Source organism: Halovalidus salilacus (assembly GCF_031852275.1).
In the GTDB taxonomy this organism is placed as follows: Archaea; Halobacteriota; Halobacteria; order Halobacteriales; family Natrialbaceae; genus Halovalidus; species Halovalidus salilacus.
Map to the genome: position 1 here is coordinate 1,960,255 of NZ_CP134700.1, position 25,672 is coordinate 1,985,926.

At 65.0% G+C, this 25,672-nt stretch carries 32 protein-coding genes, 1 tRNA gene and 1 pseudogene; 14 read left to right on the top strand and 20 right to left on the bottom strand.

The features are described 5' to 3' along the window. Positions 1-325: 325 nt before the first annotated feature. Genes RJT68_RS09660 through mgsA form a run of 3 tightly spaced genes read right to left on the bottom strand, consistent with a single transcriptional unit; the run spans position 326 to position 2,589 of the window. Entirely contained in the window at positions 326-1,618 is a 1,293-nt protein-coding gene (locus tag RJT68_RS09660; protein ID WP_407040147.1) for a cation:proton antiporter, read from the bottom strand. 36 nt (positions 1,619-1,654) lie between these two features. Beyond that, positions 1,655-2,149 carry a cation:proton antiporter regulatory subunit gene (locus RJT68_RS09665; protein ID WP_407040148.1) on the bottom strand — a complete coding sequence of 165 codons (495 nt, stop codon included), beginning with the start codon at positions 2,147-2,149 and terminating at the stop codon, positions 1,655-1,657. A 59-nt stretch (positions 2,150-2,208) separates the two neighbouring features. Then, entirely contained in the window at positions 2,209-2,589 is a 381-nt protein-coding gene (gene mgsA, locus RJT68_RS09670) for a methylglyoxal synthase (RefSeq protein WP_407040149.1), read from the bottom strand. A gap of 109 nt (positions 2,590-2,698) precedes the next feature. On the opposite strand from mgsA, the gene RJT68_RS09675 reads away from it, so the two are divergent. Together RJT68_RS09675 and RJT68_RS09680 are read left to right on the top strand one after the other, a co-directional pair. Then, on the top strand, positions 2,699-3,646 hold the full coding sequence (locus RJT68_RS09675; RefSeq protein WP_407040150.1) for a ring-cleaving dioxygenase: 948 nt from the start codon (positions 2,699-2,701) through the stop codon (positions 3,644-3,646). A gap of 68 nt (positions 3,647-3,714) precedes the next feature. Next, positions 3,715-4,140, top strand: coding sequence for a VOC family protein (locus tag RJT68_RS09680; protein ID WP_407040151.1), 426 nt, complete (start codon positions 3,715-3,717; stop codon positions 4,138-4,140). A gap of 189 nt (positions 4,141-4,329) precedes the next feature. Here the strand turns inward: RJT68_RS09680 and RJT68_RS09685 are convergent, their stop codons facing one another. Then, positions 4,330-4,608, bottom strand: coding sequence for a hypothetical protein (locus RJT68_RS09685; protein WP_407040152.1), 279 nt, complete (start codon positions 4,606-4,608; stop codon positions 4,330-4,332). Between the two features lie 207 nt (positions 4,609-4,815). Here RJT68_RS09685 and pyrF point away from each other — a divergent pair, with 207 nt between their 5' ends. Further along, positions 4,816-5,619 (top strand): orotidine-5'-phosphate decarboxylase, encoded by an 804-nt coding sequence (gene pyrF / locus RJT68_RS09690; RefSeq protein WP_407040153.1) that lies wholly within the window; start codon positions 4,816-4,818, stop codon positions 5,617-5,619. Positions 5,620-5,777: 158 nt separating this feature from the next. On the opposite strand, the gene RJT68_RS09695 is transcribed toward pyrF, so the two are convergent. Both RJT68_RS09695 and RJT68_RS09700 read right to left on the bottom strand, forming a co-directional pair. Further along, the gene (locus tag RJT68_RS09695; RefSeq protein ID WP_407040154.1) at positions 5,778-6,056 is read right to left on the bottom strand and encodes a hypothetical protein; all 279 of its coding nucleotides are present in this window, start codon (positions 6,054-6,056) and stop codon (positions 5,778-5,780) included. 48 nt (positions 6,057-6,104) lie between these two features. Beyond that, positions 6,105-6,308 (bottom strand): hypothetical protein, encoded by a 204-nt coding sequence (locus tag RJT68_RS09700; protein WP_407040433.1) that lies wholly within the window; start codon positions 6,306-6,308, stop codon positions 6,105-6,107. A 256-nt stretch (positions 6,309-6,564) separates the two neighbouring features. Between RJT68_RS09700 and RJT68_RS09705 the strand changes: the two genes are divergently transcribed. The 3 genes from RJT68_RS09705 (at position 6,565) to RJT68_RS09715 (ending at position 8,060) form a co-directional block, all read left to right on the top strand. Then, positions 6,565-7,335, top strand: coding sequence for a hypothetical protein (locus RJT68_RS09705; protein WP_407040155.1), 771 nt, complete (start codon positions 6,565-6,567; stop codon positions 7,333-7,335). Between the two features lie 90 nt (positions 7,336-7,425). Then, positions 7,426-7,620 (top strand): DUF7333 family protein, encoded by a 195-nt coding sequence (locus RJT68_RS09710; protein WP_407040156.1) that lies wholly within the window; start codon positions 7,426-7,428, stop codon positions 7,618-7,620. Between the two features lie 77 nt (positions 7,621-7,697). After that, positions 7,698-8,060, top strand: coding sequence for a thioredoxin family protein (locus tag RJT68_RS09715; protein WP_407040157.1), 363 nt, complete (start codon positions 7,698-7,700; stop codon positions 8,058-8,060). Between the two features lie 102 nt (positions 8,061-8,162). On the opposite strand, the gene RJT68_RS09720 is transcribed toward RJT68_RS09715, so the two are convergent. The 5 genes from RJT68_RS09720 to RJT68_RS09740 all read right to left on the bottom strand — a co-directional run bounded on the left by RJT68_RS09720 (position 8,163) and on the right by RJT68_RS09740 (position 12,911). Next, positions 8,163-8,891, bottom strand: a complete 729-nt coding sequence (locus tag RJT68_RS09720; RefSeq protein ID WP_407040158.1) for a DICT sensory domain-containing protein — start codon at positions 8,889-8,891, stop codon at positions 8,163-8,165. A 14-nt stretch (positions 8,892-8,905) separates the two neighbouring features. Beyond that, positions 8,906-9,262: a DUF7344 domain-containing protein gene (locus RJT68_RS09725; RefSeq protein ID WP_407040159.1), complete on the bottom strand. Its 357-nt coding sequence runs from the start codon at positions 9,260-9,262 to the stop codon at positions 8,906-8,908. Positions 9,263-9,616: 354 nt separating this feature from the next. Continuing rightward, a complete protein-coding gene (locus RJT68_RS09730; RefSeq protein ID WP_407040160.1) occupies positions 9,617-10,588 on the bottom strand; it encodes a phosphoadenosine phosphosulfate reductase family protein in 972 nt (323 codons plus the stop codon). A 116-nt stretch (positions 10,589-10,704) separates the two neighbouring features. Continuing rightward, entirely contained in the window at positions 10,705-11,835 is a 1,131-nt protein-coding gene (gene wecB, locus RJT68_RS09735) for a non-hydrolyzing UDP-N-acetylglucosamine 2-epimerase (protein WP_407040161.1), read from the bottom strand. Next, positions 11,835-12,911 carry a DUF354 domain-containing protein gene (locus RJT68_RS09740; protein ID WP_407040162.1) on the bottom strand — a complete coding sequence of 359 codons (1,077 nt, stop codon included), beginning with the start codon at positions 12,909-12,911 and terminating at the stop codon, positions 11,835-11,837. The genes wecB and RJT68_RS09740 overlap by 1 nt, the downstream gene beginning before the upstream one ends. An 865-nt stretch (positions 12,912-13,776) precedes the next feature. Here RJT68_RS09740 and RJT68_RS09745 point away from each other — a divergent pair. Continuing rightward, entirely contained in the window at positions 13,777-14,385 is a 609-nt protein-coding gene (locus RJT68_RS09745) for a hypothetical protein (protein WP_407040163.1), read from the top strand. A gap of 19 nt (positions 14,386-14,404) precedes the next feature. Here the strand turns inward: RJT68_RS09745 and RJT68_RS09750 are convergent, their stop codons facing one another. Further along, a complete protein-coding gene (locus RJT68_RS09750; RefSeq protein WP_407040164.1) occupies positions 14,405-15,802 on the bottom strand; it encodes a helicase HerA domain-containing protein in 1,398 nt (465 codons plus the stop codon). A 97-nt stretch (positions 15,803-15,899) separates the two neighbouring features. On the opposite strand from RJT68_RS09750, the gene RJT68_RS09755 reads away from it, so the two are divergent. Then, positions 15,900-16,352 (top strand): hypothetical protein, encoded by a 453-nt coding sequence (locus RJT68_RS09755; RefSeq protein WP_407040165.1) that lies wholly within the window; start codon positions 15,900-15,902, stop codon positions 16,350-16,352. A 221-nt stretch (positions 16,353-16,573) separates the two neighbouring features. Here the strand turns inward: RJT68_RS09755 and RJT68_RS09760 are convergent, their stop codons facing one another. The 6 genes from RJT68_RS09760 to RJT68_RS09785 all read right to left on the bottom strand — a co-directional run bounded on the left by RJT68_RS09760 (position 16,574) and on the right by RJT68_RS09785 (position 21,305). Further along, entirely contained in the window at positions 16,574-16,888 is a 315-nt protein-coding gene (locus RJT68_RS09760) for a zinc ribbon domain-containing protein (protein ID WP_407040166.1), read from the bottom strand. 127 nt (positions 16,889-17,015) lie between these two features. Beyond that, positions 17,016-17,597 (bottom strand): DUF7110 family protein, encoded by a 582-nt coding sequence (locus tag RJT68_RS09765; RefSeq protein ID WP_407040167.1) that lies wholly within the window; start codon positions 17,595-17,597, stop codon positions 17,016-17,018. A gap of 201 nt (positions 17,598-17,798) precedes the next feature. Further along, the gene (locus RJT68_RS09770) at positions 17,799-18,143 is read right to left on the bottom strand and encodes a glutaredoxin family protein (protein ID WP_407040168.1); all 345 of its coding nucleotides are present in this window, start codon (positions 18,141-18,143) and stop codon (positions 17,799-17,801) included. Between the two features lie 142 nt (positions 18,144-18,285). After that, on the bottom strand, positions 18,286-19,629 hold the full coding sequence (locus tag RJT68_RS09775; protein WP_407040169.1) for a PQQ-dependent sugar dehydrogenase: 1,344 nt from the start codon (positions 19,627-19,629) through the stop codon (positions 18,286-18,288). A 209-nt stretch (positions 19,630-19,838) separates the two neighbouring features. Then, positions 19,839-20,636 carry a M14 family metallopeptidase gene (locus tag RJT68_RS09780; protein WP_407040170.1) on the bottom strand — a complete coding sequence of 266 codons (798 nt, stop codon included), beginning with the start codon at positions 20,634-20,636 and terminating at the stop codon, positions 19,839-19,841. A 186-nt stretch (positions 20,637-20,822) separates the two neighbouring features. Next, complete coding sequence (locus RJT68_RS09785) at positions 20,823-21,305, bottom strand: DUF309 domain-containing protein (protein WP_407040171.1); 483 nt, start codon at positions 21,303-21,305, stop codon at positions 20,823-20,825. Positions 21,306-21,468: 163 nt separating this feature from the next. Between RJT68_RS09785 and RJT68_RS09790 the strand changes: the two genes are divergently transcribed. Next, positions 21,469-21,636 (top strand): hypothetical protein, encoded by a 168-nt coding sequence (locus tag RJT68_RS09790; protein WP_407040172.1) that lies wholly within the window; start codon positions 21,469-21,471, stop codon positions 21,634-21,636. Between the two features lie 96 nt (positions 21,637-21,732). Here the strand turns inward: RJT68_RS09790 and RJT68_RS09795 are convergent, their stop codons facing one another. After that, a complete protein-coding gene (locus RJT68_RS09795) occupies positions 21,733-22,074 on the bottom strand; it encodes a carboxypeptidase regulatory-like domain-containing protein (RefSeq protein ID WP_407040173.1) in 342 nt (113 codons plus the stop codon). A gap of 146 nt (positions 22,075-22,220) precedes the next feature. On the opposite strand from RJT68_RS09795, the gene RJT68_RS09800 reads away from it, so the two are divergent. The 5 genes and pseudogenes from RJT68_RS09800 to RJT68_RS09820 all read left to right on the top strand — a co-directional run. Then, positions 22,221-22,303: transfer RNA gene (locus tag RJT68_RS09800), tRNA-Leu, on the top strand. Between the two features lie 164 nt (positions 22,304-22,467). After that, positions 22,468-23,565: a tyrosine-type recombinase/integrase gene (locus tag RJT68_RS09805; protein ID WP_407040174.1), complete on the top strand. Its 1,098-nt coding sequence runs from the start codon at positions 22,468-22,470 to the stop codon at positions 23,563-23,565. 312 nt (positions 23,566-23,877) lie between these two features. Beyond that, the gene (locus RJT68_RS09810) at positions 23,878-24,534 is read left to right on the top strand and encodes a helix-turn-helix domain-containing protein (RefSeq protein ID WP_407040175.1); all 657 of its coding nucleotides are present in this window, start codon (positions 23,878-23,880) and stop codon (positions 24,532-24,534) included. A gap of 70 nt (positions 24,535-24,604) precedes the next feature. Further along, a complete protein-coding gene (locus RJT68_RS09815) occupies positions 24,605-24,964 on the top strand; it encodes a DUF7344 domain-containing protein (RefSeq protein ID WP_407040176.1) in 360 nt (119 codons plus the stop codon). Positions 24,965-25,284: 320 nt separating this feature from the next. Beyond that, positions 25,285-25,377 (top strand): annotated as a pseudogene (locus tag RJT68_RS09820) (hypothetical protein); the annotation flags it as partial. Here the strand turns inward: RJT68_RS09820 and RJT68_RS09825 are convergent. Further along, positions 25,339-25,662 (bottom strand): hypothetical protein, encoded by a 324-nt coding sequence (locus tag RJT68_RS09825; protein WP_407040177.1) that lies wholly within the window; start codon positions 25,660-25,662, stop codon positions 25,339-25,341. The pseudogene RJT68_RS09820 and the gene RJT68_RS09825 overlap by 39 nt on opposite strands. Positions 25,663-25,672 lie beyond the last annotated feature (10 nt).

A 25,672-nucleotide genomic window follows, 5' to 3' on the forward strand; every position in this document is an offset into this window, starting at 1 on the left:
GCAAAAAAATCTCACATCCAAGCCGGCATCCGCCTGCCAGCCCGGACATCATACCTCTCTAAAATCAGGGATAACTGTTGTTGCCAATCGTTTCGGTTCCCCCGCGACCGGCGGGTACGACCCGCCCGAGACACCGTGGAGTTCGACGGCGCGCTCGAGGGCACACCCCGCTCGAGATGGCGCGGACGGACCCGACGTTCCCGGAGTCGACGATCGGCGGCTGACCGAACGGGCGACCGTTCGGAGGATTCGGTTCGACGCTTTCGAGGCCGGCGACCGCGGGACGGCGCCCGGTTGCTCCGGTACCGACGGACGGGAGTCCGTATCAGTCGTCGGTCCGCCGGGGCACGCCTCGGGCGCTCTTAAGTCGCGGGACGACGACCGATTCGACGTCGTCCGCGTACTGCATGAGCGTCGTCCCGAGGATGCTCATGAAGAGGACGTACCCCACGGCGAACGCGTAGATCGCGTCGGCGGTCCCGTCGGAGAGGCCGCTCCCGGCGCCCGAGAGCGCGAGGCTCGCGATGATGAGCGAGAACTCGCCGCGCGTGGTCATCCCGAGACCAACGCGAACGGACCGCCGCTCGTCGAGGTCGTAGATCCGACCGCCGAGGTAGCCGGTGACGAATTTCGAGGGCGTCGTCACGGCGACCGAGACGGCGATCGCGACGAGGACGAACGCGTCCGCGAACACGCCCGGGTCGGTGAGGAGGCCGATCCAGAAGAAGAACACCGCCGCGAACGCGTCGCGGAGGGGTTCGAACAGCTCCTCGATCCGGTGGACGTGCTCGGTCGAGGAGAAGGCCATGCCGACGAAGAAGGCCGCGACCGCCTCGCTGACCTCGACCGAGAGGGCCGCGCCGGCGACGAGGACGGTGACGCCGAGCACGCGCAGCACCACGAACTCGTGGGAGTCCGTCTCGAGCGCGCGCTGGAAGAGGGGGGCGCCGAAGTGGACGAGCAGGAGCAGCGCGACGATGAACCCCGTCGCCAGCCCGATTTGCGTCGCCGTCTCGGCGACGTCGTCGCCGCCGATGACGAGCACCGAGGCGATCGCCAGGTAGATCGCGATGAACAGGTCCTCGAAGACGAGCGTGCCGAGCATCGGATCGGCCTCGTCGTTCGCGATCCAGCCGAGGTCGATCAGGGACTTCGTGATGATCGCGGACGAGGAGATGTAGACGATTCCGGCGACGAGGAACGCCGCGAGGAGGTTCCCGAAGAGGAGCCACCCGAGGACGAGCCCGACCGCGAAGTTGAGCAGGTCGACCAGGCCGGCCTTCCCGATGAGCGTCCGCGAGGCGAGCAGTCGCTCGAGGTTGAACTCGAGGCCGAGGAAGAACAGCAGGAGGACGATCCCGAGCTCGGCACCCACGGTGACGAAGTCGGTGTCCGCGAGCGCGATGCCGGCCAGCGCGCTCGAGACGTCGATCCCGAAGGCGCCGACGTTGGCGCCAACGATCGACGGGAGTTCCCCGAGGACGTGCGGTCCGAGGAGCATCCCGGCGAAGATGTAAAAGGGGATCACCGACTGGTTGATCCGGCCGGCGATCACCCCCGCGAGTCCGACCGCCCCGAAGAGGACGCCGACGTCGAACAGCGCGGTCTCAGTCGCCACTCTCGATCACCTCCACCGTCCCCGTCATCGGTCGGATCACTCCTCGTACTCGCTCCCGAGAAGCGTTTCGAACGCGGCGCAGTCCTCCTGATCGCCGACCACGACGAGGGTGTCGCCGACCTCGATCACCGTCTCGGGCGTCGGGGGCGAGATGACCTCGTCCTCGCGCTGGACCGCGACGATCGAGACCCCGGTTCGCTCGCGGATCTTCGCGTCGCCGATCCGTTCGCCCGCCAGTTCGGCGTCATCAGCGACGTTGTACCACTCGAGGTACGTCTCGTCGGCGAGCATCGTCTCGACGCGCTCGGCCCGGACGGGCTGGAAGTACGCCCCCTCGAGGATCGTCCCGATCTTCCGGGCCAGCCGATCCGGGGCCTCGAACAGCTTCTCGCTGTCGGCGCCCTCCGAGTCCTTGATGAAGACCTCCCGCTTGCCGGTGTTGTGAGTCACGATGACGAGCCGTTCCTCCCCGTCGAGTTCGATCTCGAACTTCTTGCCGACCCCGGGGAGGTCGCTCTCGTAGACGGTCATACGTAACTCACCGGAGGCGGAGATAATAAAATGCGTGACGTGCGCGACCGTCTGCCTCGCTAGCGTGAGCGATCGTCGCCTACGCCAGCGACCAGGTACGTCGCCGAGGCGAGGTTCGTGGCCAGCGACGTGTCGTGCACGTCGCAGATGCGCAACAACGCGGAGATGTCCGGTTCGTGGGGCTGAGCGGTGAGCGGATCGCGGAGGAAGACGATCCCGTCGAGTCGGTTCGCCGCCACCTCTGCGCCGATCATCAGGTCGCCGCCGAGCGGACCCGACGCCTTCCGCTCGATCTCGAGGCCGGTCGCCTCCCGCAGTCGCTTCCCCGTCGTTCCGGTGGCGATCAGTTCGTACTCCTCGAGTTGGTCGCGGTGCGCGCTGGCGAACTCGATGAGGTCGGGTTTCTTCTCGTCGTGGGCGATCAACGCGAGTCGCGTCATACGCCTCGTTCCACGGCCGACGGGATAGGTCTGGCCCGTAGGGTCGCCCGCTGCGTCCCCGTCGTTGACCACCCCGACTTATACGACGCCCGACCGCGTAGCCGGTCGCATGCCAGCCGACATCCCCGGCATCCACCACGTCACCGCGGTGGGAAGCGACCCGGGCCGTAACCTCGAGTTCTACACCGGGACGCTCGGCCTCCGCCTCGTGAAGCGAAGCGTCAACCAGGACGACGTCTCCGTCTACCACCTGTTCTACGGCGACCGCAGCGGGAGTCCGGGAACGAGCATGACCGTCTTCCCCTACCAGGGCGCCCGCCCCGGGCGCGTCGGCACCGGACAGGCCAGCGCGGTCGCGTTCACGGTCCCGGAGGGATCGATCGACTACTGGACGGATCGGCTAAACGAGGCTGGCGTCGACGCCGACGAGCCGCGGGACCGCTTCGGCGACGCCGTCCTCCCGTTTCGGGACCCGGACGGGCTGCCGCTCGAGTTGGTCGGCCGCACCGACGTACCCGTCGGCGATCCGCCCGAGGGACCCGTCCCCGCCGAGCACGCGATTCGCGGCTTCTTCGGGGTGACGCTGTCGCTGTCGTCCGCCGAGTCGACGGTCGGCCTGCTGCGGACGATGGGGTACCGGGAAACCGACGCCGAGCGCCACCGCCGGCGGTTCGAGACCGACGGGCACGGCGACCTCGGGTACGTGGTCGACGTCCTCGAGGAACCACACGCGCCGCGGGGGAGTCCCGGCGCGGGGACGGTCCACCACGTGGCCTTCCGAACGACGACCGAGGACCAGCCCGCGTGGCGGGACGTCCTGATCGAGCAGGGGCTCAGGCCCACCGAGGTGATCGACCGTAAGTGGTTCCAGTCGGTCTACGTCCGCGAGCGCGGCGGCGTCCTGTTCGAGTTCGCCACCGACTCGCCGGGGTACACCGTCGACGAGGACCTCGAGCACCTCGGCGAACGGCTCGTCCTCCCCGAGTGGCTCGAGGATCGGCGGAACGAGATCGAAGCCGGCCTCCCCGAGTTGCCGACGGACGCGGGAGAGCGCTGACGAGGGTCGGCGATCCGGGCGGCGGAGCGAACGCTTTTTCGGCCCGCGCTCGAGTCGGTCACGTAGCCATGACCGGAGACGATTCCACCGCACACCACGTCGGCATCACCGTCAGCGACCTCGAGGAGACGCTCGCGTTCTACCGCGACGTCCTCGGTCTCTCCGTGCTGGACCGCTTTTCGGTCTCGGGGGAGGCCTTCTCGGAAGCGGTCGACGTTCCCGACGCCAGCGCGGACTTCGCCCACCTCGAGGGAGGGGGCGTCCGCATCGAACTCGTTGCGTACGACCCCAAGGGCGACGAGGCCGACGCGGACGCTCTCAATCGACCGGGTGCGACCCACCTCGGCCTCGCCGTCGACGACCTCGAGTCGACGTACGAGCGCCTCCCCGGCGACGTCGAGACGCTCAGCGAGCCCCGGACGACCGCGACCGGGACGACGATCTGCTTCCTGCGCGATCCGGAGGGGAACCTGGTCGAATTACTCGAGGCCTGACGGGGACCGGTGGCGCGATACGACGGCGATACCCTCGTCGATCGGGAGTCAGGCCGTGTAACTCGCGGTGCTCTGGCGACCCGCGATGTTCGGGCGACCCGCGGCGCTTCAGGAGTGGCACGGAGACGCGAAAAACGTCGGGGCCGAATCGGCGGCGCGGTCGGATCGGTGATCGCCGGTAAGGATTATCTACTGACAGGAGAGGTGCGACCTGACCTCCTGCACGTCGTCCTCGCAGTTCTCGCACCGATTCTTCTCGCCCGCGATGTAGACGTTGTTGCACGTCCCGCACTGAAAGAGATTCCCGCGGTCCTCGAGGGACTCGGTCGACGCGCGGACGCCATCTCGAGCCCCGTTCTCGCGGTGTTCGTCGGCCGACGCGCGCCGGCCGGTCGAGAGCGTCGAGCGAACGTAGGCCACGACGCGTTCGAACCGCGACGGGGGAGTTTCGGTATTTCGAATCGCCATACAGTAGCCCTCCATTATACGAATCAAGTACTTACTGTCAACACAGTTTGGAAGCCGTGAGAGGCGGTCCCGAACGCGACGCGAGCGCACCCGTCGTACCGGCCGCCGAGGAGGATCGATCCGTCCCGAAACGACGGTCGCCAGCGACGATCACCGGCCCGTATAGGAACCTTTTCGACGCTCGCGCGGCCACTCGAGCCCACACCGATGAACTTCTTCGATCGCCTGCACGACCGGATCCGGACGGTCGACAGCGTCGTCTCCGTCGGCCTGGACCCCGATCCGGCCCGGATTCCGGACCACCTGCGGGAGTACGACCTCCCCCGGTGGGCGTTCAACCGCCGGATCATCGACGCGACCCACGAGCACGCCGCCGTCTTCAAACCGAACGCCGCCTTCTACGAGGATCCCGACGGCTGGCGCGCCCTGGCGGAGACCGTCGCCTACGCGCACGGAAAAGACGTTCCCGTCCTCCTCGACGCCAAGCGAGCGGACATCGGCAACACGACCCGCCAGTACGCCAAGCTGCTCGAGACGGTGGACGCGATCACGGTCAACCCCTACATGGGCCGGGACTCCCTCCAGCCGTTCCTGGCCGACGAGGAGTCGGGCGTCTTCGTCCTCTGTCGAACGTCGAACCCCGGGGGCGCCGACGTCCAGGACCTCGAACTCGAGACCGGCGAACCGGTCTACGAGCGGGTCGCCGCCCTGGCGGACCTCTGGAACGAGAACGACAACGTCGGCCTCGTCGTCGGCGCGACGAACCCCGACGAACTCGAGGACCTGCGCGAGAAGGTCCCCGACCTGCCGTTCCTCGTCCCCGGCGTCGGCGCCCAGGGCGGGGACGCCGAAGCGGCCGTCGAGTTCGGCCTCGCCAACGGCGTCGGCCTCGTCAACTCCTCGCGCGGCATCATCTTCGCCGGCGAGGACGCCGGCGAGGACTTCGCGAAAGCGAGCGAACGGGCAGCCAAGCGACTGAAAGAGCGGTTGAACCGGTACCGAACCGAGTAGCTACGGGTAGCACGACGAGGGACGGCGCTCGAGGGCGCGGTGCGTGACGTCGCTCGAGGGCGCGATAAGGGACGGCGCAGGAGGTGACGACGATGGCCAGTACTGCGGCCGTAATGGGCAGCTATCGATCGAGTGGTGCACGTACCAATCCGACCGGATTAGTTACCGTTCGCATCCTCCGCCTCCCCCGGTCTCTCGAGTCCGACGAGTCGGCCGACCACGTAGCCACCGTCGAGCCGTCCGACGACCTCGACCTCGACCGGGCCATCCGGCGGTCGCTCCTCGAGGCGGTCGACACCCTCGACGACGGCGAGGTCCATCGGGCTCGACGCGTTCGGATGGTCGGCGACGAATCGCCCGTCGCGCTCCTGGAGGTCGACCGAGACGGTCGTGCCGACGCCGAGGACGTCCGACACGAGGTTGCGGATGGTGGTCACCGTGAGACGGGTGTGGCCGTAGTCCGGAAATTCGGCGCTCGCCCCGCCCTAGAACTGGTACGTGTCGACGTCCTCCGTTCGACCCGGTTTCGCCTGCGAGGCGCAATCCGCACAGAGGGTCGTCCCGTCGTCGAAATGGATCTCGCAGACGAGCGCCCCGCAGTTCTGACAGCGCTCCTGGGCGGGGCGGGACTCGCAGATCTGACACAGACCGCTGACGCTCATGGTGTCCGATTGGTGCTCGAGCGCCATCAATCCGCCCCCGGCGTGCGCTACCGAAACCGGAAGTGACGCTTCCGGCGATCTTCGGCATCTGACGGTGCTCGTGGACGTCTCGGCGAAACGTCGACCGCCTCGAGCGCGGCCCGGCACTCGCGGGTCGAGACCGCGACGGCGGACCGGCGAACGACGCGGGCCGGAACGCGCACGTCTCACGAACCAGACCTGTCTTGTCATCGGTAAGTGATGAGGAGGAAAGTTTACGGTCCATCGGTAGATTGGATTCGGTATGTCCACCCGCGCACACAGAGGCGGCGGCGGTGGCATCGTCGGCGCGGTTAGAGTCGACATCGAGCGGTTACACGGCGCGTGGATGGAGCTGATCTTTCCGCGCCAACGTGGCCGCGGCCACTCCGTCATGGGGAAGTGGAAACCCGAGACCCTCCCCCAGTCGATCGCCTACTACGCCTGGAGTCTTCTCGGCGCGATCGGCCTCCTGCTCCTCTACCCGTTGACGGTCCTCGGACTCGCGACCCGCTTCTACGCGGCGAAACTCGACTCGACCAGAACCAGACTCGGCATCGTCGGCGTCACGGGCATCGCCCTGCTCGGTTGGGGCCTGCTCACGGTCGCCTGGTGGGCGATGTCGTTCATGGAGCAGGTCGAAATTCCCATCGACGCGGTTCTCGCGGTGGCGGCGGCGAGCGCCATCGCGACGATTTCGACCGCCCTCGCCGCGACCTGTGCGAAGTTCGGCGGTCGCGCCGTGACGGTGGTGCTTGCCTACCCCTTCGCGATGACGGCGCTGTTCCTTCCGCCCGTCGTCGCCGCGCTCGTCACGCCCGCGCTCGAACCGTACGTGCTCGACCCCAGCTACGACCTGGCCGTCTGGGTGCTCGACAACGTGCTGTTCCTCGGGGGCGTCAACGAGTTCCTCCGGTCGAACTTCGAACTCGAGGGGGCGGCGTACGCGGCGATGTGGCTCGGGTTCTCGTTCCCGCTAGGCTGGTTCTTCGGAATCGTCGTCGCGCTGGCGAACGTCGTGCGGCCCGCGCGGTAACGGCCCACCCGGTTGCGGCGTCCGACACACGCCGCTGAACGTGCTGCCGGTTTCCCATCACATTTGACGGTTCGCTCCCGAGTCTCGACCATGCAACTCGACCTCGGTAAGACGGCCGCAGCGTTCGTGCTGCTCGTGGCGCTCGGGACGGCGGCGTTGCTCGGGATGCCGATGGGGATGTCGCCCAGCACGGTGTTGATGATGGTGACGCCGTCGATGGCGATCTTCGGTCTGATCATGCTCGTACTCGGCGTCGCACACGGTCAGTACCGGGCGACGCACTGAGCGCAGAGTCACCGCGGTGGTCGACGACGCCCGCACACGAGCGAGAGCCCTTTCTTCCCCGAGCCGCTAGCGTGAGTATGATCGACGCCGATATCACGCCGAAACCGGTCTGTCTCGAGGACGGCGATGCCCTCGACGAGTTCGTCCGCGAGCGCGACCTCGCGCTCGTCGAACTGTACACGGCCGGCTGTTCGAAGTGCCAGGCGATGGAACCCGTCCTGGGGAACGTCGCTCGAGCCACCGGGATTCCGGTCGGGTTCGTCAATCCCCGCGACGACCTGGAACTCCTCGAGCGGTTCGACGTCCGGTCGGTTCCGACGCTGATCCTCTTCGAGGACGGTGAGGAGGTGGCGCGCATCGCGGAGGGGTTCCTCGGCGCCGAGGAGGTGCTCGAGTTCGTCCGCCGGAACGCCGACGGGGACGTCGAATTTACGGAGTGAGCATCGGCATCGACCGCGTTCGCGGGTCGAATTCGGCCGACGGGCGTCTCGCCCGCCGTGGGCGGGGTCACGAACGGTCCGCCGGTCGCGGGACGATCGTACTCAATCGGGATCGTACCTCGAGTCGAGGTACGCGAAGAGGTCGTCGACGAGGTCGGGATCGTACGTCCAGAACCCGTAGAAGCGACCGGGGTCGCGCTCCTCGGCGAGCACTGCGCACTTGCGCATGTCGCTGCCCGCCCCGTCGAAGCAGACGAACCAGAACCGACCGATCTCGCCGTTCGAGTCGGTGACGACGCTGACGTCCGGCGTCGCGTCCGTCCAGTCGTCGTCGAGGAACGCCGTGACCGAGAGCGACCCGCGCGAGGCCAACTCGGCGTACACGTCCGCCTGTTCCACCGCCGCCTTTTCCCGTTGGAAGCCGGTGTGCAGCCGCCCGTCCGCGGTTCGCCACGCTCGTTCTTCGATCTCACGTGAGACCGCGAGCATCTGGGACCGATCGTAGGAGGTGAACAGCGTGTTCTCGAGAAAGTCGAACACCGCAGCGACGTCCGGTTCGGAGTCGTCGATCCGCCACGGCGGGTGGATCTTTGGCGCGAGGATCGCGTCGAGGTGATCCAGTCCGAGCGCGCCCATGAACTCCCCGTCCTGCCCGCGCACGACGACGAACCCGGAGTGGGCGAACGCGCCAGTTCGGCGGAATTCGACGTCCGCGTTGCGGGTCGAAAACTGGCGCCGCAGTCCGTCGGCAACCGCTGGGCCGTCGCCGTAGACGACGAGGCGTTTTCGGCGTCTCTCGACGGTTTCGAACGCGTCGCGGAGTTCGTCCATGGTTGAACTGTGAGTCACGCGGTCGTGCGGACGAACGTGTAGAGAGAGCGGGGGATCTCCGCGTTCTCGACCACGCGACCTTCCGTATCGAACGTCAGGAGGCCGTGGTCCTCGAGTCGGGGGAGCGTCGAGTGGAACAGGGTGATCCGGACCCGCTCGTACTCGCGGTCCGTGGCGATCCGGCCCTCCTCAGCCGCCGTCGCAGCGACCGCGACCTCGGCGAGTTCCTCGAGCGTCACCTCCGGCCGTTCGAACAGGTGGGCGACCACGACCCGAACGTGTTCGCTCCCGAGGAGGCGGAGCATCTCGTCGACGGACAGTCCGAGGTCGTCGGCGCTCGTCTCCAACCGCCGTTCGAACGTCTCGTCCATGTCGTACAGGACGGTACGTGCGTCGGCTGTAAGTATTTTTTCTGTGAGCCGATAGAACGTCGGAAAGGAAATAGTTTGGCGGAAAGTATCCGGCCCCCAGTCACGATTCGGTTGTTGGGTGTGCGCTCGTACACTTCTGAACGAGCCGGAGTATGGTAGACCCATCCGATCGGAGCATGCCACGTTACGATCGCGGTTTCGGACTCCGAGTCCCGACGGCCCGCGGCGGCGCTCGAGGCGGCGAAGCGACACGGAATTTCGCTCAATGATGACGGCGAGTTCGTCGCGTGACCTCGCGACGAGTTGTCGGCGGTGTCGAACGGGCGAGGACGACCGGTGATCCTCAGGCGATCGTCACATGTAGCCGAGGTCGCGCAGGCGCTCCATCAGGTCCTCTTTGTCCTGGGCGCGGCCCGCGCGCTCGGTCGTTCCCTCGAGGTCCTGCAGCCAGGCGGGGTCGTCCTCGGTCTTCTCGGTGCTGATCTCGCTGCCGAGCGACCGGAAGCCCTCCCAGTACTTCGGCGAGACGGGCGTGTCCGCCGGCTCGAGGTCGTTCGGCAGGTCGTCCTTGCCTTCGGGGACGTAGCCGTCGTCCGGGAACTCCTCGACGGTGTCGGGGACGACGAAGTTCCAGAAGGCTTCCCAGACCGCCGCCTCGTCGAACTGGAGGATCGGCTGTACGCGGTCGTGGGGCGGGTAGATGTCGGGATCGTGACGCGGCGAGAAGAACGTCTCGTCGGCGCGCGCCTCCTGTTCGTCCCAGCGGACGCCCGAGATGACGCCGTCGACGTCGTACTCCTCGAGCGCGTCGTTGAGCGCGACGGTCTTCAGCAGGTGGTTGCCCGCGTAGGTGTCGAGCAGGAACGGGAACGACTCTTCCTCGTACTCGAGGATGTTCTCGACGTGGTGGCGGTTGTGCTCCGAGAGTTCGGCGATCGGGATGTCGTCGCCCGGCTCCAGGTCGTTCTCCTCGACGTACTCCCCGATGTCCTCGTTGCGGGCGTAGATGACCTCGAGGTCCCACTCGTCGGCCCAGTTCTCGACGAACTCGTGGATCTCGTCGAAGTGCTGGTAGTGGTCGATGAAGATGGCCGGGGGCAACTCGAGGTCGTACTGCTCGGCGACCTCCTTGACGAAGTAGAGCACGAGCGTGGAGTCCTTGCCGCCGGTCCACATCACGGCGGGTTTCTCGTACTGCTGCAGACCCTCCCGCGTGACCTCGATGGCCTTCTCGATCTTGTCGTTGATGTGCGGATAGTCCTCGGGATCTTCGCCTTCTCCGTCCTCGTAATCGACGTCGACGTACTCGGGGAAGTTGGCTGGCATACGGTGTAATTAGATATAATTAGCAGACGTAAATCGTTTGGGTCGGCGGAAAGGGCTGACGGGAGATCCGAGTCGGTGCGAGCACCCCGGCGATTCCGACGAGGATCCCGGACCGTTCAGCGGGAGTTCGACGGTTCGACGGGTTCGAGCACCGGATCGATGGCCACCCCGCGATCGTCGACGTCGAGTTCGTCCTGGAGCGCGCTGACGATGCGCCGACTCGCCATCCCGTCCCCGTACGGCGTGGGCGTCGAGTCGGGATCGAACGATCGCTCGAGCGCCTCGGCGATCCGGTCGCCGTCGGCACCGACGAGCACGTTCCACCCGCAGTCGACCGTTTCCGTCCACTCGGTCTCCTCGCGGAGCGTCACGCAGGGCGTCTCGAGGAAGAACGCCTCCTTCTGGACCCCGCCCGAATCCGTCGCCACGCGCTCGGCCGCGTCGAGTAACCGAACGAAGTCGAGGTAGCCCTGAGGCTCGACGATCTCGAGGTTTCGGTCTGCGCGCTCGCGGAGGCCGTACTCCTCGAGTCGATCCACCGTCCGGGGATGGGCCGGGAAGATCACCGGCAGAGCGGATGCGGCGAGTCCCTCGAGGATCGACTCGAGGTTCTCCCGGTGGTCGGTGTTGCGCTCGCGGTGGACCGTCGCGAGCACGAACCCGTCCTCCTCGACGCCGAACTCATCGAGGGCGCTCGAGGTTTCCGCGGCCCGGTCGCGGGCCTCGAGGATGGCGTCGTACATAACGTCGCCGGTCCAGTAGACGCCGTCTTCGATCCCCTCGTCGACGAGGTTCTCGACGGCGCGGCGACTCGGCGCGAACAGCGCGTCGGACGCGTGGTCGGTCAGGATGCGATTGACTTCCTCGGGCATCTCCCGGTTGAAGCTCCGCAAGCCGGCCTCGACGTGGGCGACCGGAAAATCGCACTTCGAGCCGACGATCGCGCCCGCGAGCGTCGAGTTCGTGTCGCCGTACAACACCATCGCGTCCGGGTCCTCCTCCTCGACGACCGGTTCGATGGCCTCGATCATCCCCGCCGTCTGGCGGCCGTGGGTGTTCGACTGGACGCCCAGGTTGTACTCCGGTTCCGGGATCTCGAGTTCGTCGAAGAAGACGTCCGACATCTCGTCGTCGTAGTGTTGTCCCGTGTGGACCAGCACCTCCTCGCCGACGGCCCGGATCTCCCGCGAGACGACTCCCGCCTTGACGAACTGCGGGCGGACGCCGACGATCGAGCAGACCCGCATCAACTCACCTCCACCTCCGCGCGCGAACGCTCGCGGCGCGTCCCATCGGCGTAGACGAGCGCCACGTCCGTGAGCAACTCGGTCAGGTTGACCATGTCGTCGACGTACTCGTCGCGCGCTCGCTCCCAGCGCTCGGCCGTCGAATCGTCCTCGAGCAGGTCGCGGGCGCGCTCGAGGACGGTCTCGAACTCGGCGACGTTCTCGATCAGGCCGTGTTCCTCGAGTTCGATGAAGTTACCCATGTCGCCGTCGCCGACGAAGGAGTTCGACCGGATCGCCGGCGTCCCCAGCAGCGCTGCCTCGGTCACCATCGTCTGGGTGTCGGCGATCAGGAGGTCCGCCTCGGCGAGCGCGTCGTGCAGTCGCGCCGGGTGGAGGTCGAACGATCGCGCCGGCAGGTCGTCGAACTCGAGGTCGTCGCCCTCGTCGGAGACGAAGACGGTCGCGTACTCGGAGAGGGCGGAGAGGAGGGTCCGGCGCTGCTCGACCGAGAATCCCCGCTTACCGACGTCGTGGTGACCGTTGAAGACGTTGAACCTGACGATGACGTACGGCTCGTCGGGTCCGACGCCGAGGTCCGCCCGGATCGTCGGATCCGGCTCGAAAACGTCGGGGTGGAGGTAGGCGGACTCTTTGAACCCGTCGAAGCGGAACTGCTTCTCTCCGAGATCCTTCCGGAACGCCTCCGGCGTGAGGATCGCGCGCACGAGCGGTCGGGAGACGACGTGGTCGAGCGAGGGCTCCGAATCGAGCACGGCGATCGCAGGCGTCCCGGTTATCAGCCCGGTGTAGCCCGCGTACGGTCCGATTCCGAAGATCACGTCGGGGTCGAACCGCCGGGCGAACCGAAAGATCCGTCCCAGCTGAGCGGGGAGTTCCCACGCCAGCTCGTACGTCGAGGCGCCCCGTTCGCCGTACACCTCGAACGGGAGCCCGTGGTACTCGAGCAACGCCTCGGTGCACTCGTCGCCGCGGGCCAGAACGAGGACGTCGTGGCCCCGGTCCTCGAGTTCGGCGACGGTGTGTTTGTACAGGTGGACGTGGGCTGGCGTGTTGGTGAAAAAGAGACATCTCATGCCAGATCACCGTGAAACGTCATGTACAGCCGACTACCCGGCCGTTCCCTTTTGTTAATGGTAACGCTTTCAGCGACCGGGGGCGGCTTTCAGCACTGAAACGCACACGTACAGCGAACGGTCACTGCCCGGAGTAAGACAAGCAGAAAGGCCACTTTTCGGTGTGGGAGCTGCGCGATACTGCCGTACGGCCGATAACCTCGTCTTACAGTCTCGGAGATCCACTCGGATCGACGGTTGCACGACCTTACACGGCTCGAGTAGTGGGGTTCGATGCTCGACGGTCGACCTCCTCTCCTCGAGTGACGACGACCCCGTCAGCGCGCGCCGTCGAACCGATCGAGTCGTCGCTACTCGACCGGATGGAGCGAGGAGCGACCCGCCCCACGGGATCCGACGAGCGCGTCGCCGGCGAGTCCGCCCACCGCATCGGTGCGCCGACGGAGCGGTGCGACGGGTCCGACAAAACATATCAGTTCAGATGAGCGTGAACCGATCAGTCTCGAAACGCGACAAAAATGCCCCGACCGCGACGGGGTGAAACGGGGGACTAGCTCGAACCGTCCTACTAGCGACGGTACGTGTCGTCACAGCGTGATAACTTTAAAGAGTCGACGGACCGACCGGTCCAGAACTAGCAAAGACTAGCCAGTATCCAACGTGAAGAAGGCCGAAGGGAGTGGAACACCTCTGCCTTCTTCCTCCGATGGCATAAGCCTTTCCCGACGAGTGGCGACGCCGTCTCCGGAATCGACGCGGGTCACCCCGGCGATCGGACGGGCACGACGCGCCGACGCGTACCGAGCGCCCGGCGCGACGAGCGCGCGGGAACACGCTGTGTCATCTAACCGAAGACAGGGTCACCATGTACGCACACAGCGGACACGACGGGTCGAGGGGAACAGCACTGGAGGAGGCGGTACCGTCCACCGGTCCGGGCGAGGACGCGACGTCGGCGGAATCGCGTTCTCACCGGGTGAACGGCGAGTTCGGTCCGGCGGGCGAACGCGTTCGCTCCGACGACGCGAGGGAACCGGCCGGGGTGAGCACGACGGTGCTGCTCGCCCCCTTCGCCGTCTCCGTCACCTACGTGGGGGTAGCGGCGACCGTCGGCCCCGAACCGTTCGACACCGGGGCGGCCGGTGCGACGAAGTTCGTCGCGTACGGGGCGCTCGGACTGTTACTCCACCTCTCCGCGTACGCCACGGCAAGGTTGTACGCGGCCGCCGAGCGCGAGTCGGATCGAACGGGCGAGTGGCGACCCGATTCGCGGCTCTACGTCGGCGGCGGCGCGCTCGCACTCCTCGCCGCGAGGGTCGTCGAGGTGCTGGTAACCGGTCGACCGATCGATTCGCCGATCGTCTACGTCCTCGGCAACGCCGTCGTCGCGCTCCCCCTGGCCTCCATCGTCGCCGGACCGATCTACTGGCTTCGACGGCGACGGCACCACCGACGACTCGAGTCGACCGCGTAACGGCGACGGTCGGCGCGACTCACGCCAGACGAACCGCAGCGAAAAGCGCCAGCGCGTAGAGTCCGACGAGCGCCGCGATCGCCGCCAACCGATACGCGAAGCGTTCGTACCGCCCCGGCCGACGCGGTCGGGGCCGACCGACGGCGACGGCGTCGACCCGTCGGATCGCCCGCGCGATAGCCCGCTCGAGTCGGTACGCCACCAGCGCGTGGTACCAGACGACGGTGTCGTACAGGTAGACGATCATCGCGCCGACCTCCCAGACCGGATCGGCCGCGTCCTCCGGCGGTTTGTGTCGCTCCCGCCGACGCTCGAGCGAGGGTTTCGTCCCGGCGAACGGATCCGACTCGTACGGGTCGGCCGACTCGTCGTAGGTCACGAGCGTCGCGTCGTTCGATCCGCGACCGGGCGTCGCGCGCGCCCGCGACTCCGGTTCGGCCGACGTCACCGACCCGGCTTCGTTCGCGTCGGCGGTCGCCGTCAGTTCGTCACTCCCCTCGTCGGTGGCAGTCACCACGTCGCCCGCCCCGGTCGAGTCCTCGACGGGCGCGCTCGAGTCCGCCGGTGGAGGCACGTTTTCCCGTCTTCGCCCGGAACCGGATGCGGGCCGTGAGAGGTCCAGATCCTCGAGCGACGGCGTCGCGCCGGCGTCAGCCGTGCGCTTGCGTCGGAACTGAACCCGTTCGGTCGACTCGTCCCAGTCGGTCATCACGATCGCCTCGCCGGCGTCCAGCGACTGGACCGCCTCGGCGGCGTCGGACCCCATGATCCGCCCCACGACGTCGGTGTCGTTCTCCCACGTCAGCCGGTGCCAGACGAACCAGTCGCACTGGGTGATGTACTCCTTGTCCACCGCCGCCGGCCGCTGGGAGAGACAGCAGATTCCCAGCCCGCGTTTTCGCCCCCGCTTGGCGACCCGTACGAGCAGCGCCTTCAGGTCCGAGTTACCGCCGCCGCTCTGTGGCAGAAACTCGTGTGCTTCCTCGAGGATGATCAGGAACGGCAGGCGGTAGTCGTGCTCGGCGACGAATAACGTGTCGACGACCGCGCGGAGCACGGCCTCGGTTTCCTCCTCGGTCGGGTAGGTCGAGAGATCGAGCAGGATCGGCGTCTGGTCCTCGAGCGCGTGGGGAACGATCCCCTTCGCGTCGTCGCTCGAGAGTTCGAGGTCGCACTCGGACCCCTTCCCGACGTGGAGGACGTCGTACGCCTCCGTCAATCCGAAGTACTCCCCGTCCGTGTCGACGATCAACAGTCCGAGGTTGCGATCGAGCAACTCTTCCATGATCACGCTCGCGGTGTTGGACTTTCCGCTGCCGGACTTGCCGGTGACGAACCCCCGTCCCGTCAGGACGTCCTCGACGGGGAGCGTGAAGCCGTCGTCGGACACCGCGAACCGCTCGAGCGACGCTGCCATTCTACGGTCGGGTTCGCAGTCATTCCATAAATGCTTCCGGTCCGATCGGCGACCGGTCATCCTCAACGTTTTTCTCGTCTCGGTTTGCGTTGGCCACATGGACTGGGAACGAATCCGCGACCGCGGACCGGGGCGGTTCTTCGGCGTCGTGATCGGCGTCACCCTCGTGATGACGGCGAGCCTCGTGGGGATCGTCGCCCTCGTGACGGGCGAGACGACCGGAATCGGCGTGCGACTCCCGTACTACGTCCTCGTGACCGCGATCGCGTTCGTCACGGGCCTCTGGAAACTCGACGACGACTCCGTCGACGGCGTCACGGTCCTCATCGCGACGACGGGGCTCGCTATCGCGACCGGCGGACTGGTCTCGCTCGCCGTCGAAGGGATTCGGTTCGGAATCACCGATCCCGACGACATCGCCGCGCCCGACCTGCTGGCGTACTTCCTCGCCGCCGGGTTACTCTGCACGGGCCTCGGCATGTGGGGCCTTCGCCACTGGCGCGAGTTCACCACCTACGAACACGTCGCTGCGGACGAGGAGTCCGGGTGACGGACCGACGGCTCCGACCCGGCCGTCCGCCAACGCTGCTCGATCCGCGGATAGAATCCGTCGAACGGGACCGATCGGCGGCGCGGCGTTGCCAGCCGGCGAACGAGACGACGGCGAGGGACGCGGACCTTCGAATTGATTCGGAGAGACGCACGCCGTGGACGGGGCCTGGACGAGCAACGCAAATTCCAGCGCCCGACACGATTCGTGCGATGGTCGGGTTATCGCGACTGCAGTCGATTCAAACAGCCGTGACAGATACTCGCGCCCGCGGCGTTCGAGGTTTCACAGGACGGACACCGAACGGTCGAGCCCTCGTCGGATCCGGTCGCCGAATCGAGGCTCGTTCCCAGCACGGTCAGCACGTCGTCCTGGATCTCGTGGCCCTGTTCCGTCAGCCACCGGTCGACGAAAGCGTCGTCCCGGAGTCGCTCGAGGCCACGGACCAGTCCGAGGAACAACAGCGACGGCGTGACCATGACGAACGCCGCGACTGACAGCCGCCAGAGGGTCGTCAGCGTGCCGGGATCGTCCATAGGGGTACTACGACCGGACAGATAAAACGGCTATCGACGGCCCACGAGACGGTCGTCCGGAGCGAACTGTCGGGTTCGTCCGTCGGTAGTCTACCAGCGGACTGAACCGGGTCTCCGGTGGGTTTCCTCAGTCGGAGATGAACTTGTTGTCCCGCCAGTTGACGCCGCTTTTCGCCGAATTCCGCTCTCTGGGCCCTTCGACGACCTCGACGTCGGCCGGCCGCGGTTCGCCGTCGACGATGCGGGTCGCCTCGAGTTCGCCGCCGTGTTCGGAGATCGCGGTCAGGGTTCCCTTCTCCGCGGCCTGCGCGATGTCGACGAGCACGAGGAACATCTCGTACTGCAACAGCGAGTTCTGCAGGACGGTCTCGCGGTCGCCCTTGAACGCCGCGAACTCGACGAGTTCGGATTCGATCTCCTCTTCTTCCTCCTCGTCCCACCGGAACGAGTTGCGCCGTTCGTCCGGGTCCTCCTCGTAGACGCGGTTCTCGGTGACGCTCGCTTTGAGCTGGGCCGTCGGCGTGTACTTGCTGACCGAGTCGTCCTCCGCGATGGCCTTGAGGATGAGCGTGTTGTTCCGCCGCGTCAACTCCACGTCGGTGATCCCGTCGGGGTACGTCGCCTCCTCGAGGTGTTCCCGAAGGTCTTCGAGTGGCAATTCGAGGGTCGAATGGAGCCGATAAACGTGTCTGGATTCCTCTGTTGACATAGTGGGGTGGGAAGTGCGGCGATAGTCGTGTCCGCTAGTACGACCGCGTGGCATATATGGTCTGCCATTGGATCCGTGTACTCGTCGGTCGTACGAATCCGTGACCGGTCGCGGATCTGGTCGCCTCGTCGTCCTCGCCGGTCGAGTTCGTCGCGTCGAAGCCGAGCGGGTGTTCCGTCGTGCGTCGATCGAGACGGCCGATTACTCGACGTCGAGCGTCTCGGCGAGTTCGCCGCGCTCCTCGAGTTCCGCGAGGACGTCGGAGCCGCCGACGAACTCGCCGTCGACGAACGTCTGCGGGATGGTCTCCCAGCCGCTGTGTTGCTCGAGCGCGGCGCGGTACTCCGGCAGGGACTCGAGGACGTCGACCGTCTCGACGTCGTCGCGGTACTGCGAGATCAGGCCCAGGGCGCGACGGGAGTAGCCGCACTGGGGCATGAGCGCGGTCCCCTTCATGAACAGGACGACGTCGTTCTCCTCGATCGTCTCGGCGACGTGCTCCTCGACTTCTTCCTGGTCGAGTCCTTGGGACGGTGGGAAGTCCATACGCCACGATAGGATGGGACGCCGGATAGATGTTGCGTCACGACCCGATGCGGTCGGATCGGGCGTCGAACCGCTGGCGCCGTCGTGCGACGAGCACCTTCTCGTGATGCTGTCCATCCGCACGCCGAGCACGCGGATGGATTCAGGCGGGGTCGAGGCGGACGATTCGATCGTCGTCCTCGCGCGGAAACGCCCCCTGGGCGCGTCCGTCTCGGTTCGACGTGAGAAGGAAGGGGGAACCGTCGGGACCCGTTTCGACGGTCCGAAGCCTGCCGTACTCGCCGTCGAACAGTGGGCGGGCCGTCACCGCGAACCGATCGTCCAGCCAGTCGGCGTCGAACCGGATCGATTCGTCGTCACCCGCCGCGCCGGAACCGTCGTTATCGCTCGGCTCGAGGCTCACGGCGAACAGCGTCTCGGAGACGAGACCGGCGACGAATAGCCGGTTTCGCCACGCCTGGATCGTCCCGTCGTCGTAGAACTCGATCCCCGACGGGGCCCACGTCGCGTCATCGGGACCGGTGTTGAGGAGCGGGGGCGTAGCCTTCTCGCGCTCGCCGTATCCGGCGTACTTCGGATCGTTCGGCCCGCCGCGGACGACGTCCCAGCCGTAGTTCCCGCCCGGACGCAGGAGGGAGACTTCGTCGCGAGACTGCGGCCCGTGTTCGGCGATCAGCGGCGCACCCGCGGGGGTGAAATCGATCCCCTGTGGGTTTCGGTGGCCGAGGGTGTACGTCCGCGGATCGCTCCCGTCGCCCCAGTCCGGGTTGTCCGGCGCCGGTTCCCCGTCGGCCGTGATTCGAAGGACGGCCCCCGCGAGCGACCCCGGATCCTGCGCGAGCGACTCGTTTCCGGCGTCCCCGGTCAGCACCCAGAGCCGACCGTCCGGACCGAAGGCGATCCGCCCGCCGTCGTGTGTCGACGCCCCCGGAATCCCCTCGAGGATCCGCTCGAGCGAGTCGGTCTCGAGGTCGTAGCGGACGACCCTGTTCCGGAGGCCCCCGTCATCGGCGGTGTAGTAGATGTAGACGAGGGGCGAGTCGGGGTAATCGGGATGGGGCGCGACGCCGAGGGTACCCCCTTCGCCGGACGCCGCTCGATCGGGGAGTGCTTCGCCGGCGAGAACCGTCTCGCCGTCGGCCGGCGTCAGCCCTGATTCCTCGGCGAGCGCCGCCGCGTCGAACCGGCGTACACCCCCGTCGCGTTCGGTGATGAACGCCTCGTCGCCGGCGAACGCGAGGTCCCAGGGGATCTCGAGGTCCGAAACCACGGTCGTGGGTTCGACGTCGTCCTCCGAGGGAATGCCGTCGGCCGGTCTCCAGTCGGGGTCCGGCCACTCGCCGTCGGGCGCGTCGACGGGGGTCGTGAGTTCGCGTTCCTCCGGTCGACCGTCCTCGACGAGCGGGCACCCGGCGAACGCGGCGGTGAGAGCCGCGGCGCCGACGGCGGCTGACTCGAGCACTCGTCTGCGGGGGATGCGCGTCATCGGCCGTGGGTTCCGAATACGTTCCCCCGGGCCGACAACGTTTGCCCCGACCGTCTCGAGTGGACGATCACCGACGGAAGAGACGCACCGGTCGGTGGAACGGTAGGCTGTCCGGTCCGGGCCGACGCGTCAAACTGACGACTACGGGATAGTTCCAGTACGACCGGAAACTATCTGAGGGTCGCTTCGAGTCAGAAGGCAGGACCGTCTCAGTCCGCGGCCGTCCCCGACGACAGCGTTTCGAGTTTCTCCGCGGCGTAGCCGAAGACGTCCTGGTAACCGTTCGACGACATCAACACCGGATAGAACGGTTCGGAGGCGACCTGGGGCTCGCCGTCGGCGGCCGCGAACGGATCACCGCGGTCGACTCGCTCGAAGTTCTCGACGAACACCTCGTAGGTGTCGGCCCCGTCCTTCAAAATCACGTCCACGAGCTGGTAGATCGGTAACTCCCGGCAGACCGTGTCGCCCGGCAGTGCGTCGACGGCCGTCAGGAACGACCGCGTGAGGCTGTAGGCGTTCTCCGCGGCCGTCTCGGATCCCTGGAGGCCGCACTCGACTTCGATGGCGTCGACCACGGTGAACAGCCGACCCTCGACGAACGGCCCCGCTTCGACCATCGACTTGACCGGAAGCTGGGGGACGATCCCCCGGGCCATCTCCGTGACCCCGTTGACGATGGCGAACGGTTCGGCGTGGCTCTGGGTCGAGTGGAGGGAGAACGTCAGACAGCCCTCGAGTTCGTTCGCGAGTTCGTGCGCCAGCCGCCCCTCGAGCGTCTCGGCGTCCGGGTCCCCCGGAAACGCGCGGTTCAGGTCCTCCTCGACGTATCTGACCTGTCGCTCGAGGGCCTCCTCGTTCGCGACGATCAGTTTCACCGGCCGCTCGACGGCCGGTCGCTGCTCGAGCAGCCGTTCGACGGCCCGGACGCCGCCGGGTTCGTCGCCGTGAATCCCGGCGACGACCGCGAATTCTGGCGTTCCGGATCCCAACTGTGCGACTCTCATCGATCCATCTAGTACCCTGATCGTCAAAGGCAATTCGGTTTGTCCGCTCGCGGTCCGGACGAAAACACCGTTCGTTTCGGAGACCGTCGGGACCCGGGGACAGATCGTCTCGGGCCGTTTCCGTACGCCCCCGCTCGAACGGACCGCGAGTCTCGCGCGTGCGGCGATCCCCGAGCCACGGAGACCTCACTCGAGGTTCCGCGCGTACGCGAAGTCCTCCTCTCGAGCGAGCGGGCGTCCCCCGTCGAGGCGGATACGCCAGCCGTCGACTTCCGACGGCTCCTCGAGCGCGTTCGTGACCGACGTTCGGACGTCGAGCACGTCGACGCCGTAGTAGTCCGGCGGGATCCCCCGGAAGTACTGCAGGGCGGTTCGAAAGAGCGAGCGGAGGCCGTCGTCGTTCTCGAAGTCGACGCGCTTGTAGACGCCGGCGGCCACCTGCACCATCCCGTGTAAAAACATGCTCTCGCGGGTACCGCGGCCGTAGTTGTACCACTCGTCTTCGAAGCAGTCGTGGCTCTCGTGGTAGGCACCCGCGTTGAACAGCCGAACCCCGTGGACGGTCGCCCGCCTGAGCGTGTCGTGTTCCCAGCGGTCGTCGGCCTCGAGCCAGCCGGTCGGGGAGCCCGACGGCGGTTCGACGGTGGGGTCGCGCGTGTGATCGTCCATCGTCCGGGTGTTCGTGCGTACGGGCGACGACCGTGTAACTCCGTCGGTCAGCCGGGTGACGCGTTTCGATCAGACCGGCGGCCGACGCCTCGTTCGAACCCCTACGTAATGCGTTAACTGAGCCAGCGTTGGTCTTATCCCACGCCGGTCCAAGATTCGGATGATGATCCACCCCTACGGTCGGTGCGAGGAGTGCGGCGAGCGGGTGTACGCACACATCGACGGCGACTGGCAGTGTCCAAACTGCGGCGCCAGGGTTCCCGCGGACGAGGGAGATGAAGAGGGTGACGACGGTGGCGACGGAACACGGACGCCGATCGCTCCGGCGTAGATCGCCGTTCGACGATCGACGGGCACGGAACGGGAGTCGACGTCCGTGGTATCCGTCCGACCAGTTTTCGAGCGAACCGACTCGAACGGCGCTCCGTCAACGGCGTTCTCCGCTCGAGCCCAGTCGCTCGAGCCGATTCGAGGACGTGGACTCCGGGACCGCCCTGACGAACATCGACGTCGGTCGATAGGTGACCTCGCCAGTCTCACTGTGAGCCTCCTCCGCGTCCTTGATCGCGAGCACTTTCCACGACCCAGGCGCTCGGATTTCGATCCGACAGCGGCCCCGCTCGTCGGTTCGTTCGACGACCGAATCGACCGTGACGACGACGCCCTCGACGGCTCGTCCCGCCTCGTCCGTGACGCGAACCGTCACCGGTTCGCCGACGGGAACCTCGTCTCGAGCGACCTCGAGGACCAGCGATCGTTCGACTGTCATGCGAACGCCTTCCACGGAGAACCCTAAAAGGCGTCACTTACGTACGAAAGCAGGGGACGGGACCGCTCGAGTGAGGGGGTCGGGCGGCGAAGCCCGAACCGAAATCGGTTCGTTTAACCCGTCCAGGGGGAAAGGACTACCTGCGTGCGAGGGTAGCCAAGCGGCCAACGGCGGCGGACTCAAGATCCGCTCCCGTAGGGGTTCGTGGGTTCGATTCCCTCCCCTCGCATACCACCTTAACTCCGTCTTGCGATTTTCAGTGTATAGCAGATGCAAGATCCATGACAGTAAAATCCGCTTCCATTCGAGCAGTTCTCGAAATCGATAGACGCGAAGGACTTCGTAAGGTGTACGAGGAACACTTCCGTTCGAGCAGTTTTTCGGGGGTTGCGTATGAGTAAATACTCCTTTCAACTAATTCCCAAGGCCGCAGAGGAATACCTCACCGACAAGCGCCGCGTTGTCTACGAGGATCACAGGAAAGAGTTCGCGGAATGGCTGAGCGTCTTCGGGAAGAATCCAGAGCGGGTCGAAGGATACGCAGAAGATACCGTGAAACGAACCATGTATCGGATCGGTGTCTTCGAACGGTTCGTGTGGGAACGAGAAGGATTCGTAGTACCCCTCACTCACGCCCACGCGCACGACTATATGATGTATCTCGCCAAAGGCGATTTCACCGGCAGCCATCGGCACCTCTGCCGTGCAGCCCTGAAACGCTACTTCCGATGGCGAACTCACCAATATAACGAAGACGAATGGGAACCACCATTCACCTTCACAAAAGATAACAATACGCAGCCTCGAGAGTTCTTCACCGTCGAGGAACGAAAGAAGATCCGACAGGCTGCCCTCGATTACGGATCGATCCCGAGTTACACGAGTATCTCTGCTGACGAACGTGAGAAATGGAAAAAGTATGTCTCCCAACGCTTGCGGAAGCCGCTCGCCGAAGTAGAACCCGATGACTGGAAAGAGGTCAACGGATGGAAGTTCACCTCAATGGTCTGGACCAGCCTCGATGCGGGCCTTCGGCCAATCGAGGTTGGAAGAGCTACAACCGATTGGGTTGATTTAGAAAACGGTGCGCTCAGAATCCCCGTCGAGGACTCTTCGAAGAACCGTGATAACTGGACAGTGAGTATCACTATGCGGACTGCGGAAGCGCTCGAGCGATGGTTAGAAGAGAGAGAAAATTATCCGCTCTACGAAGATACTGATGCGCTTTGGTTAACCAGAGAAGGTAATCCGTACACGCCGCAGCCACTCCGTCGTCTAATACTCAAACTCTGCGAAGAAGCCGGTATCTCGACCGAGAACAGGAAAATAAGCTGGTATGCGATTCGCCACTCGGTTGGGACATATATGACTCGAGAAGAAGACCTCGCCGCCACCCAAGCGCAGCTCCGGCATAAAAGCCCCCAGACGACCATGCGGTACGATCAGGTTCCGATCGAAGATCGCAGAGACGCATTGGATAAAATGGGGTAAGAAACTCGTATCCCTCGAAATTCGGACGACCGACAAATCGGATTAGAGGCCGTTAGAATGGATTTTGAGACCGCGATCAATCCATTTCGGGTGATAGAAAATGGCTCTATTGAAACTCTCACGCAGTGATCTGTTTCAGTAGTCTTGCTGAAAACATAGCGCGAATGCGGCACGAGATTGTGATCGATCTACGAAGGAAGTGATCGCTCAGTATAGGCGACACACGTATCAGCTAGGACAGTACTTCGAAGAACGTATCAGAGAGAATGTACTGGCAGAAACCCTTTCACGGCAGAACGCATCGATTCGGGTATGGCTACTGAGGCGACGTTCACGGTGCCGTCCGACCAATTCCCCTTAGGAACGGTTTTTGAACAACTACCGAACGTGACAGTCGAGCTGGAGCGAATTATTCCCGCACGGGACGTGGTGATCCCCTACTTCTGGGTGCGGGGAACCGGCGTTGATGATATCGAAAGCGCGTTCACCGAGCATCCCGGCACGAAAGAGATCCGCCTCGTTGACTCCGTTGAGGACGAGTACCTATTACGCGTCGAGTGGGCGCTGGAATACGACGACGTGCTCACCATACTGGCGGAGGCAGCGGTGCCGCTGATCGAGGCTATCGGTACCAACCAACAGTGGACGTTCGAGATTCGTGGTGATGATCGAAGTGACATCGCCGCCTTTCAACGACGTTGTCGAGAGGTGGACATCCCGATTACGCTGGCGGAGTTGCACGCACTCACGCCGGTCGAGACGGCGACCGAAGCCGCCCTCACTGATACCCAGCACGAGGCGCTGGTGCTCGCCTACGAGCGTGGCTACTTCGAGTCCCCGCGCGAGGTCACGTTGGAAGACCTCGGCGAGGAACTCGGGATCTCACAACAGGCCGTCGGTTCCCGCCTCCGAGGGGGGATCAAGCACGTCCTCGGGAACACGCTCTCCGCTCTTGCCGTCCAATCCTGACTGGGTGCTTAAAGCCGATTTGTACATGAAAAAGTCAGCGTGATGGCCGTCCGTCAGCTTCATTCGTATAATGAGTGAGGAGTCTATCGCCTTCGATTCGGTACTCAACCTGTGTCAACACCAGCACCGTCGGATCGTATTGGGGATACTCGCAGAAGAACAGCGGTCATTAACGCTCAATGACCTTACGAAGGCCATCCTCAAGTACAATCATCAGACGCCAATTACAGAGGCGTCTAAGGACGTATTAGCAGAGATTCGCCTCTCGTTATATCATGTCCACCTCCCGAAGTTGGTCTCGGAAGGACTCATAAACTTTGATCCAGAGCGCCAACTCGTGGAACCGACCGAGCAACTAGATCAGATGCAGCCGACCCTATCCACTATCCTCAATGCTGATCCTTCGCTCGAGACGCCGATTAAACTGTAGTCTCAATCGACCGTTCTCAATCCTCGTTCATCGGATCGTTTCACGAAGAGCGAGAAGATGACGAACAATAAGCGCCTTGTACTGAGCGATCTCCGACTTCGCAATCGGACCCAGTTTCATACGACATTCGCGCCCTGAATTCAGCACCCTCTGAACGAACTGGTCGGTTCGTGTCAAAAACAACGTGACGCCGTCCGTAGATGTGCGAACTGAACACGCTCAGCGTATCTCTTAACTCTAAATCGAGTAATAGAGTATCACTGGCCTTGAGATGCTATGATAAGCAGATGGATTTTATCGCCCGAATTCGTTCTACGCATATGTCGGGTGATTCCACCGAACTCGACGAGATCGACCGGGAGATTCTATATCGATTACAGTCCAACGCTCGTAACGTCACGAACGCGGCGACCAGTGACGCTATCGGCGTCTCCCCGACGACCGTTGGACAACGAATCGATGATCTCGAGAAGCTCCCGCCCATTTGTGCGCGGCTCAAGATCGGCGTTCGACGGGCTGTACTCGAGATACTCCGAAATGTGGCTGTTGTCGCCGTTTTCCCGGAGATCGAATGTCTTCTCGGTGTTAGTCTCGTCGGTGATCTTGTGCGTTCCAGCCGGGAGATCCGCCTTTCCAATTACTCGCCCCTCGTCGTTGAGAACGACAAAAATTCCGGTCTCAGAGGTATATTCTTTCATAGTCAGATAG